The following is a 9,197-nucleotide window of genomic DNA, read 5'->3' on the forward strand; positions in this document are numbered from 1 at the left end:
TAGAGGCTTTCCAGCCCAGCCGCTCCGGGCCGCTGACATCCATGAGCTTGCGCATGGTTCCACCCGGCTTGCTCAGGTCGCAGACCAGCTCTCCCTTGAAGCCGGTCTCGGCGCACATTTCCTGCGCGGTGTTCTCGGGAACCGAGCCGAGTTTCTCCCTTGCCTTGTTCGAATCTGGCCCCCGCGATCCCGTCTAGCGAAAGCTTGCTGTGCAGATGGCGGCAACGCATGGCCTTTACACCAAGGACGCTAAGGAGATGCGGAAGCTGGAACGAGAAACGAAAGAGATCATAGGCAAGATCTAGGCGGGTGCAGAGCGACGGTGTCCCACTTGTTTTGCCGGGGGCACTCAACGTCGATCTCCGAAGCCACGTGGAGCCAGTGCATGTTCCGGCCTCTCGATAACAAGTAATCGAACTCGCGAAGAAATTGGGGTTCCTTGCCGGTACAGCAAAACACGATCTGCGCTCGGTTTCGCCATGCGCCCTATAGTCAGGGTCAATTCCTCAGGCGGAGTAACCCGGAAACACTTTTGGACGTCGCCAACAGTTCTTCACTGGCTGCAGACCCAATTGCCCAGATCCGTCGAAGCGCCGCTCTCGGTTGCGGTGCCATACTTTTCGGCGAAAACCGGATCAGATGTAATTGGCATCAGGCGGCACTTGACTGTCACCGTTGGAGAGCAGGCCGACAGCAACGAAAGCACCGCCGATCCCAAAAGAATTCTTTTTAACACGCAGACCACTCCCCCCAAGACAATTCCGGCGCAGCAAAAAACATACAACTGCTCGGCGAAGCGTATTAGGCCGTCTTCTCCAACTCAACAACGCAAGCTTTACACCGCGCTCTTTTGCAGTGGTTTTTCAAGAAAACCACCGGTTGCGACCTGATCCGCTCCTTTCGTCAGCGCCGAAAGCAGATCCCGAGGCCTAGGTGACCGGGATCAAGTATGCCGCAGCGAATCAAGAACGCTATCAACGACGGGCCACGCACCGCGCTTGAAAGGAAGATGCTTGAATGGATGAGGGAGTTGGAGCGCGAAACAATAAGGATTACCCAGCATAGCCAAAAGGGTCTGGGTTAGCGGAGTTCCGTGGTCATCCGCCGCCCCACTCGAACACGGAGGTCTTGCCTCTGTTTTACGGTCCGCGAAACCGTTCCACGCGGGAAACCGCCAGCAACATTGGTGCCCGAAATGTCCACCCGATGCCTGCGCCAACAAGAGCGCCCGCTGTACCGGCAACAAAATCTGCGACCTCACGGTGCCGTCCGACAAATGGCTGGATGATTTCGATCATGCCGCCAAACAGGATCGCAAATGGAAGCACCCAAATTAGCGACCTCTGGTACAACAGTCCTGCCGGAAAGGTGAGAGCAGCGAAGCCGATCAAGTGATGGACCTTGTCGTTCCCTGGCGGTGTCGGAAGACTTGCAGAAGGCGCGAGCGTTGCCCAGGCAATGAGAATGGCGGTACTCACTGTCATCCATACAGCGAGCTTGCGCATCGTTGCCGCAGAATCGGTTTGGTTACTCATCGGAACCAGGCGCATCGATCTTGTGGATGCGGATACCAGGGGCGTCGTTCGGCGTGCCAATGAACTCAATGCCGGCGGATTCGAGGGTTTCTGTCAGGTGTTGCACCGTACTTGCACTCGACGCTGGAACGCCATCTTCGGACTCAATTCGCCGGATAGTGCGGACAGGGATGCCAGTCTTTTCTCCAAGTTGCTGAACAGACCAACGAAGTCCAAACCTCGCAATTCGAATTTGGTTGCCAGTAACCATTGCTTCCTCGGAAAGTGGCAGTATACTGCCACATATGGACACTTATGCCCTTTCTGCCGATATGAATTGGCGCACCGAACTGGAACGTCTGGAAGGGGCGTACTCGCCGGCGACAATGCGTAGTTACTACGCAGATGTCGAGGCCTTCGAAACCTGGTGTTGTGCACATGACGTGAACCCTCCGTTTCCATCAAGTGTAGAAACCGTCTGTCGCTTCCTTGAGGATCAGGGCAAAACAAAGGCGCCATCGACAGTTCGACGGCGCCTATACGCAATACGGAAGGTTCATCGCCTACTAGACTTGCCGGACCCCACCTACCACGAAGACATCAATTTGGCCTTTCGGCGCGTTCGGCGATCCAAGCCCTCCCGTCCCAAACAAGCCAAGGGCCTGACGCGAGAATATCTTGACCAGTTCATTGAAACCGAACCCAACGACCCATGGGGATTGAGGAACCGGGCCATGCTGGCGCTTGGCTACGAGTTACTGACTCGTCGATCCGAGCTTGTCGCACTTCGGACCGATGATCTAGAACTGCGTGACGACGGGACGTTTCGGGTATTGATCCGACGCAGCAAGTCCGACCCCTTCGGAGAGGGGCGGCTGGCGTTTACGTCGCAACGTACGGCCGGTCTGGTCTTGGAGTGGCTGGAATGGCGGGGACACATAATCCCTTGGGTGTTTTGCCCGATTTACCAAGGCAAACCAATTAATCGAAGTCTGGAAACGACGACAGTCAAACGGCTCGTTAAGAATGCGGCGAAACGAGTGGGGCTAGATCCGGCTGACGTCGACGCTTTTAGTGGTCACTCAATGCGGGTGGGCGCGGCACAGGATTTATTGGTCAATGGATTCGATACCGCCGCAATCATGAGGGCAGGGGGGTGGAAGTCGGTCAACGTTCTGGCGCGATACTTGGAGCAGGCGGAACACAACGTTTGGGCGTGACAAGTATTCTCATTCCAGTCCAATTTCTCGGCAACATGAAACGGTGGTCAACTCAAAAGTGTTCTCGATCGCCGGGTCACAATTTGCGATCGAAGGTCAAACAGTTCGCTTCCTAACTGAAGATCGATACCCGGAGGGGTTACTTGCGTGTTTCATTGCAAGACGGCCCACACCGACTCCTGCAAAAAGCACCATCCACTGCAGCGTCAGAATGGACAGGCTTTGCATCGTAACGAAAAGAAGCGCAAGGCAAAGAAACCGCTCCCCTGCCTGGCGAAGTTTCCAGATCAGCGTGATCATCGTAAAGTAGAACAGCGCAGCGGAAGGACCGCCGAGGTCGAAAAGGAGTTCGAGAACGTTGGAGTTTAAAGGTACCAATCCACCGTACTCGTTAATCCCAACGCCAATCCCATACTCCTGATTTAATGCGACGAAGTACTGGCCTAGCCCAACTCCCGTGACTGCAACCGAAGGGTGGTGTGCAAGATAGTCCCAAGCGTAGAACTCCTGTCGATAAACAAAACGGCCGTCGATTCCAATCTCCACTTCTACAGCGCGTCGCTCATAGCCGTGTTGGATCGCTTCAAGAATTTCGTTATCCGGAAGTATCACAATGATGAAGCTCAATACCGCGACTAGGCCCAGTGCATACGGTGTGGCTCTGGATGGATAGAGAATAACTGCAACGAGACCAAAGAGAACAATACTCAAAAAATAGGAGCCAGAAAACGTGAAGAGCGAGATAAACAGAATTAAATAGGACGTTTTGCGAAGGAGCTTTGCACGCTCCGGTTTCAGGCGACTCAAGGCAAAACAGGCAAGCGCGGAGCAAAACAGGACATAACCCAAGCGTTTGGGTTCATTGGTCAAACTGTTAATTCGGACAAAACCATACTCGTACGCAATGTCTGCGCCGTAGGTGCCGCGTAAGATTCCACGCACTGGAAGTCCAAGAGGTGTCGCCACCAGTTGATATAATCCGTAGACTGAAAAGACAACGCCCACGGCTGCAAGTCCTTTCAGCAGAAACCGAAGGCCTTCGGGTCTTCGACCCATTTCGTACGAGAAAGAAAAAAGCGCAAAGATCCCCAAGTAGTAGATTACACGGATAATGGCGCGCGTGCGATCATCCCCGGAGAAGAGACTGTAGGTTGCCGAGACCACAAACGCCGATCCAAACAAAAAGACGAAAAATTTCGCGAAACTTGGGACCTTTAGCGTTCCCTTCGCCAACACCCTTCCAGTGAGCAGCAAGGGAATCGTTTGCCAAAGCGTCATCAATGTAATTGTCGGGATGAAAAAGTAGAGACTCAATGCGGCGGGCATATAGGCCATCAGCCTGATCGGCTTCCTAATTAGAAACCAGGCTGCCATTGCAGTACCAATCAGGACGACAAGTGGGTCTAGAGGGGTGTAGCCGAACACCATGGGACGATCCGATCTAGGTCAAGGGCCACGAGTTCGCGGCAGGGTATGCGCGTGGATCAAAGATAACCGGAGGGGTCAATCATATCTATCGGCTTTCGGCTTCGCATTGGCACTCTGGGCAGACCGAGGCTGTGTGGTACCGTCCGCACGATAAACGGTCATGGCGGCAAGTCGCCCGATTCCAAGAGCGCCAATGGCAAGGACGGCGCCATCTTCCAGTACCGCGCCAGGGGCAAGAGTTGCCCGCGCGCCAACCCACGCACCAGGCCCCACATTGATGGGCTTGGTGACAAGACCAAATTGTTGATCCTTCCAGTCGTGGCTGCCGGTGCAGAGGTATGCCCCTTGCGAGATGCATGAGTGATTGTCCAAAACCACGTGAGCCAGATTATCAATCCAGACACGTTCGCCGATCCATACGTGATCGCCCACCGTCAGACGCCAAGGGAACTTGATCGTCACACGGGGTTTAATGACAACACCCGTGCCAATAGTGGCTCCGAAAACGCGCAGTATTTTTCCCCTCCAGCCAGATCCCGGCAACCAGGAGCCAAAAAACCAAGCCTGTGTGAGCATCCAGGCGAACTCAGTTAGCTTAGAAGCGCCCCGGTCGAAGTTCGAGGACTCGAACCGGTCGAGCCGCTGGGCTGGGTCATTCATGGACAAACTCCGGTCTTCGGTCGCGTCCGGCGGCCCATAGGTAGACGCTCCGCATCTTCTGGGCCACCTGTGTCATCGAAAAGTCGCGTCGAACCCAGGCGCGGCCGCGCTGACCCATCGCGGCCAGTTCTGCTGCTGGCCGGGACATCGCTTCCCGCATGGTTTCGGTCAACCGGCTTTGCTCGAGGTCGATCCACCACCCGCAGCCGTGAGTCTCCAATCCCTGCCAAGGTGCATTTCGCGTTGTAATCACGGGAGTTTCTTGGGCCAAAGCCTCGGCGACAACCAGACCGAAGTTCTCCGCATGAGTGGGCAGAACGAAAAGATCGGCATCGCGGTACTGTTGTTCCTTGGCCGCGCCATGCTTTTCACCGACGAAACGGACGCGTGGAATGCGCCTCTCCTGGACCATCGTCTTCAGTTCAGACTCGTGACCGTTTTCATCGATGCCCGCGATGATGACTTCCCAACCAGGGAATTCTGCCTGCAGCGCTACCCAGGTCCGCAGCAAGTACTCCACGCCCTTCTTCGGGTGTATGCGGCTGAGAAACAGCACTGATCGCGTATCGCGCTCAGTCCGAGGAGCTAGGTCCGGCAAATTGAGGCCGTTCGGCACAACGGCGATTGGATTAATAAGCCCCATTTCGCGAAAGTGTTCGGCCTCCATCTCAGCTGTGGCCCGCAGGCAATACGCCCCCCGAAGATGTGCGCTCTCAAAGGCCCTACCCGCTATCTTCTTCTTCAGAGCGGAGTTCTTCAGAGCCCACGGATCGAGCATGCCCCGAGGTGTTACGACATACGGAATGTGGGACGCTCTTGCGTAGCGCAAATTGGCCAACGATGGAAATGTCCAGAGTCCCTGCACATCTATGAGATCTGGCGCCAAGGCAGTCATGGCCGGGGACATTTGAGGGGCGAACTGCAGGGCTTGCGGGCCCATCACGCCGAAGGCTTGCACGCGCGGGCCCCAACTCTTTGCCGCTGTGGGATTTCCTGGATCCTGCGTTCCCATCACATGCATTTCCATGTCCGGCAACGGATCAATCGAATAGGCCAGTCCCGGCACCGAAACCGCTAATCCCCCCGCCGCCGGAGAAAGCTTTGAGGTCAACAAAAGCACGCGTAGAGGATCACTCATGCAGTCAACCTATCGTAGTGCGACCTCAGTTCTGACGCGGCCCGGCTCCAGGAAAACTGTGACATCACATATTTGCTCTGCGCGGCGGGATCCTGCCAGCGGTTGTTTCGTACGAAATCGGAGATGGCAATGGATAGGGGCATCGGAGAGCTTTCCACGAGCGCTCCGCCGGAAGATGCGATAATGTCGGGCAATGCGCCAGCATGGCAACCAATGACAGGCAGCCCGGCTGCGGCAGCGTCGAGTGCCGTCAGGCAAAAGCCTTCCTCTATTGAGGGCTGAACATAGATGTTGGCGCGATCATAGAGAGAGCCGAGTTCTTGGAATGGAACGGAGTCGTGCAAGATGACCCGGTCCTTCAAGCCGCGTGCATGGATGTCAGCTTTGATGCTGTCGAAATAACCCCGGACCCGCTCCGAGGGCCCGACGATCTCCCAATCAAAGTCGATGCCATCTTGCAACAGACGCGCGGCAGTCTCAGGAATGATGTGTTGGCGCTTGTGTGGCATGTAACCACCAACGGTCAGTAAACGAAGGGAGCCTTCTGGGCGTCTTGTATTAGGCGGCGTCATGAGCGATTGCAGGTCCGTGGTCAGGCCATGGCCGATCACCGTGACTGGATCTTTCACCACCGGCTCGAGGAACCTCTTCACCTGTTCCGAAGGTACGATGTGCAAGTCGTAGCGGCTCTTCCGCAGTCGAGAGCGGTTTTTCAGACCCACTGCCTTGAGGCGTAGCTCTTCCCGAATTCGGGTTGGCAGCGTCGCATTGGGTTTGGTTTGGCGGCACTCCATGGGTGGCACATTGTGTACAGTAGAGACGCAAGGCACGCCTGCTGCGCGTAGGCGGCTGGTGTCCAGAACCTCCATAACGAAAAGTCCAAAGAGTACATGCAAAACGCTCGGTCGATTGGCGTTGCTTGCTCGCTCCGCCGCCAGTACATCAACTTGGCGACAGAACTCATAGCGTTGCTCGCGACTGGGATCGCCCGTGGCCGGGTACCCCGCGTCGATCCAGGTAATGGCATAAGGTGCTTCAGAAATGCCCTGGTATTGCCAACCGACCGGGGGCGGGCCGGGTATCAGAAGTTCCGCTTCAACTCCGAGGGCTGCTACTGCGCAAAGTGTCTCGTGCACGTAATTGACCGTGCCTCCGACACGGGGAAAGTAGTGTTCACTGATGGCGAGCAGTTTCATCCTTGAGCTCCGCCCTTTGGTCGCCCCTTCAGGTTTCGGTACAACCCCTGAACGGCAAAGACCATGCCGGGGCCACCAATCCGGCGAACCAGGCGCAGTGGCCCCCGAATGTCCGGCGCATATCCGGGCGCGATGCCGTGCGCGCGGGCGACCAGCGCCTTTGCCTCGGCCGGAAAGGCAGTCCAGTAGCTCATGGCGATCTTGTCAATCCGTTGCGCCAGCGCTAGCGCCACACCCGGGGTCATATGCCCACTAAAGGTCGCCTCGACCTTGTCACAGACACGAACCCGCGACTGCAGTTTGCGGATGTCGTCGTCGGCAGAGACGCGCGGCTGGCCGTCTTGATGGATGTAGAGGTAGTGCACTCCTACGACCGGGGTGAAGTGATACCCCTCGTGGAGGATGCGCAAGATCAAATCGCCGTCCTCGTCGGTGATCAGGCTTTCGTCGTAACCGCCTAGCCGGTCTAGCAATTCGCGCGGGAACAACGCGCCGCAATGGGAAAAAAAAGGTCTCACCAACTGACGGCGGAACTGCGCCTCGGCGTTTTCGCGCAGATCGCGCCAACTGTCGTTGACATAGATAGAACCATTGGCAAACACGTGCTTTGTTGGCGCAAACGGGATCGTATTGTCTTGCTCCACTCGGTCCAGCAGCGCAGCTAAATGTCCCTGGTCCAACTCGTCATCTGCATCGAGGAACTTGACCCATTTGCCCTGCGCCTGCGCCAGCCCGGCATTGCGGGCTGCAGCCTGCCGTCGTTTCTCTGGAAGGCGAATCAATTGAACAGCACTTGGAAGGGTCGAAAAGATCGCATCAAATTCCGCCCCTGATCCATCATCCACGACAATCCATTCTGCATCGGCGGCGACATTGGCTTTCATGGAGCGCGCCAGTGCATCGAAGCTGTTTGGGCGAAAGGCCGGGATGACAACAGAAATAGCGACCATCAATCAGCTCCAGTCTTCTAATTTTCTGTCAAGAATCGTGACAATCCCCCGCAGAATGAACTTGGCAGTTGAAGACCTTTTTTTTGCGCCAGCCGCAGGAGGCGCCTTCTAAAGTCCGTCTCGTTCGCTGAAAGTTCAGGAAATATATAGTACATTCCGGTGATCCGTCCGTAAGCCGCATATGTAGTGAGTGAGAATGCCAGCTTTGGCCTTTTTGATGTGAAGAAACGAGATAGTGGACTGCGATCGAGCTTGGATTAGTGACCTGTCAGCCTTTTCAGCAATTCCCTGGTATGAAGCCCGCGCCTTATCCCTAACAAACCCACCAGAAGTCGCGTCGCCGGAGGGAGGGTTGGACTAAAGTCAAACAGGGACAACCGCCTTTCCCAAGCATCGGCCCGCGTGATTATGTCGTCAAACTCTCGCAGAGCATAGGCGGTTGTCCTTATCCGGCTGAGGCAGGCCCGGCGAGCAGCTCTGTCGTCGCGGATGGTTAGGATGTGTTCGGCAACAGTTTCGAAAGCTCGAACGCGACTTTCACCAGCTCGGCGAGATCTATCAAGACTGACGGCGCCAGCAGGTGGACTACGATATTGCACGCTCGTGTCTGAGCAGTAGAGTACCGGGCCAGATACGGTGAGTAAACGACCAAAGTATTCCCCATCCTGATCGGCTGCCAGATTAGTATTCCAAGGACCACATGTTTCGGCAAGCGCCCGAGGAACTAACCAAGGGTGTGGAGGAAAGAATCCGCCTCGCAACCACATTGCCAACAGAAAATCGATCCCTTCGTCGTAGTTCTTCCAATAATCGCGCGGATCTGGGGGATCGCAACGTCCGTCGTCGTGCAGAACTTGCCAAGGGCAAATGGCAACACTTCTTCTTGGTGCCTTAGACAGCACTGAGATCTGGCGGGCGATTTTGTCCGAGGGGAGGATATCGTCGGCGTCTAGGAACTGCAGGAAGTTGCCTGTAGACAGTTTCACTCCGGTATTTCGGGCTGCGCAACCGCCTCGATTGGGGCCTGTGAGCCAAGTCACCCGACCATCGAAACGTTTGATCTCGTCCAGACTGCCATCGGTCGAACCGTC

General features: G+C 55.9%; 10 protein-coding genes. 2 read left to right on the forward strand and 8 right to left on the reverse strand.

Translation table 11 applies throughout. The annotated features are described in order from the left end of the window. The first annotated feature begins 572 nt into the window (after nt 1–572). Nucleotides 573–890 carry a hypothetical protein gene (locus BLR85_RS28800; RefSeq protein ID WP_139188575.1) on the forward strand — a complete coding sequence of 106 codons (318 nt, stop codon included), beginning with the start codon at nt 573–575 and terminating at the stop codon, nt 888–890. Nucleotides 891–1,139: 249 nt separating this feature from the next. Here the strand turns inward: BLR85_RS28800 and BLR85_RS26695 are convergent, their stop codons facing one another. Next, complete coding sequence (locus BLR85_RS26695; protein WP_093164555.1) at nt 1,140–1,505, reverse strand: VanZ family protein; 366 nt, start codon at nt 1,503–1,505, stop codon at nt 1,140–1,142. 22 nt (nt 1,506–1,527) lie between these two features. Beyond that, nucleotides 1,528–1,785, reverse strand: coding sequence for a helix-turn-helix domain-containing protein (locus tag BLR85_RS29690; RefSeq protein WP_212635176.1), 258 nt, complete (start codon nt 1,783–1,785; stop codon nt 1,528–1,530). 61 nt (nt 1,786–1,846) lie between these two features. On the opposite strand from BLR85_RS29690, the gene BLR85_RS26700 reads away from it, so the two are divergent. Next, a complete protein-coding gene (locus BLR85_RS26700; protein WP_425284515.1) occupies nt 1,847–2,734 on the forward strand; it encodes a tyrosine-type recombinase/integrase in 888 nt (295 codons plus the stop codon). A 96-nt stretch (nt 2,735–2,830) separates the two neighbouring features. Here the strand turns inward: BLR85_RS26700 and BLR85_RS26705 are convergent, their stop codons facing one another. The 6 genes from BLR85_RS26705 to BLR85_RS26730 all read right to left on the reverse strand — a co-directional run. Then, the gene (locus BLR85_RS26705) at nt 2,831–4,162 is read right to left on the reverse strand and encodes a hypothetical protein (RefSeq protein ID WP_093164559.1); all 1,332 of its coding nucleotides are present in this window, start codon (nt 4,160–4,162) and stop codon (nt 2,831–2,833) included. 75 nt (nt 4,163–4,237) lie between these two features. Further along, nucleotides 4,238–4,822: a WcaF family extracellular polysaccharide biosynthesis acetyltransferase gene (locus BLR85_RS26710; RefSeq protein ID WP_093164561.1), complete on the reverse strand. Its 585-nt coding sequence runs from the start codon at nt 4,820–4,822 to the stop codon at nt 4,238–4,240. Continuing rightward, nucleotides 4,815–5,960, reverse strand: coding sequence for a glycosyltransferase (locus BLR85_RS26715; RefSeq protein ID WP_093164563.1), 1,146 nt, complete (start codon nt 5,958–5,960; stop codon nt 4,815–4,817). Before BLR85_RS26715 ends, BLR85_RS26710 begins: the two co-directional genes overlap by 8 nt. Beyond that, the gene (locus tag BLR85_RS26720) at nt 5,957–7,156 is read right to left on the reverse strand and encodes a glycosyltransferase family 4 protein (RefSeq protein ID WP_093164565.1); all 1,200 of its coding nucleotides are present in this window, start codon (nt 7,154–7,156) and stop codon (nt 5,957–5,959) included. The genes BLR85_RS26715 and BLR85_RS26720 overlap by 4 nt, the downstream gene beginning before the upstream one ends. Beyond that, entirely contained in the window at nt 7,153–8,106 is a 954-nt protein-coding gene (locus BLR85_RS26725) for a glycosyltransferase family 2 protein (RefSeq protein WP_093164568.1), read from the reverse strand. The genes BLR85_RS26720 and BLR85_RS26725 overlap by 4 nt, the downstream gene beginning before the upstream one ends. A gap of 257 nt (nt 8,107–8,363) precedes the next feature. Continuing rightward, on the reverse strand, nt 8,364–9,197 hold an 834-nt coding region (locus tag BLR85_RS26730; RefSeq protein ID WP_093164570.1), incomplete at its 5' end, for a glycosyltransferase.

The sequence above is a fragment of the Aliiruegeria lutimaris genome (assembly GCF_900099935.1).
Lineage (GTDB): Bacteria > Pseudomonadota > Alphaproteobacteria > Rhodobacterales > Rhodobacteraceae > Tropicimonas > Tropicimonas lutimaris.

Coding starts and splice junctions, on each gene's coding strand:
- BLR85_RS26695 (WP_093164555.1), bottom strand. CDS start 1,505: ATGCGCAAGCTCGCTGTATGGATGACAGTGAGTACCGCCATTCTCATT.
- BLR85_RS29690 (WP_212635176.1), bottom strand. CDS start 1,785: ATGGTTACTGGCAACCAAATTCGAATTGCGAGGTTTGGACTTCGTTGG.
- BLR85_RS26700 (WP_425284515.1), top strand. CDS start 1,847: ATGAATTGGCGCACCGAACTGGAACGTCTGGAAGGGGCGTACTCGCCG.
- BLR85_RS26705 (WP_093164559.1), bottom strand. CDS start 4,162: ATGGTGTTCGGCTACACCCCTCTAGACCCACTTGTCGTCCTGATTGGT.
- BLR85_RS26710 (WP_093164561.1), bottom strand. CDS start 4,822: ATGAATGACCCAGCCCAGCGGCTCGACCGGTTCGAGTCCTCGAACTTC.
- BLR85_RS26715 (WP_093164563.1), bottom strand. CDS start 5,960: ATGAGTGATCCTCTACGCGTGCTTTTGTTGACCTCAAAGCTTTCTCCG.
- BLR85_RS26720 (WP_093164565.1), bottom strand. CDS start 7,156: ATGAAACTGCTCGCCATCAGTGAACACTACTTTCCCCGTGTCGGAGGC.
- BLR85_RS26725 (WP_093164568.1), bottom strand. CDS start 8,106: ATGGTCGCTATTTCTGTTGTCATCCCGGCCTTTCGCCCAAACAGCTTC.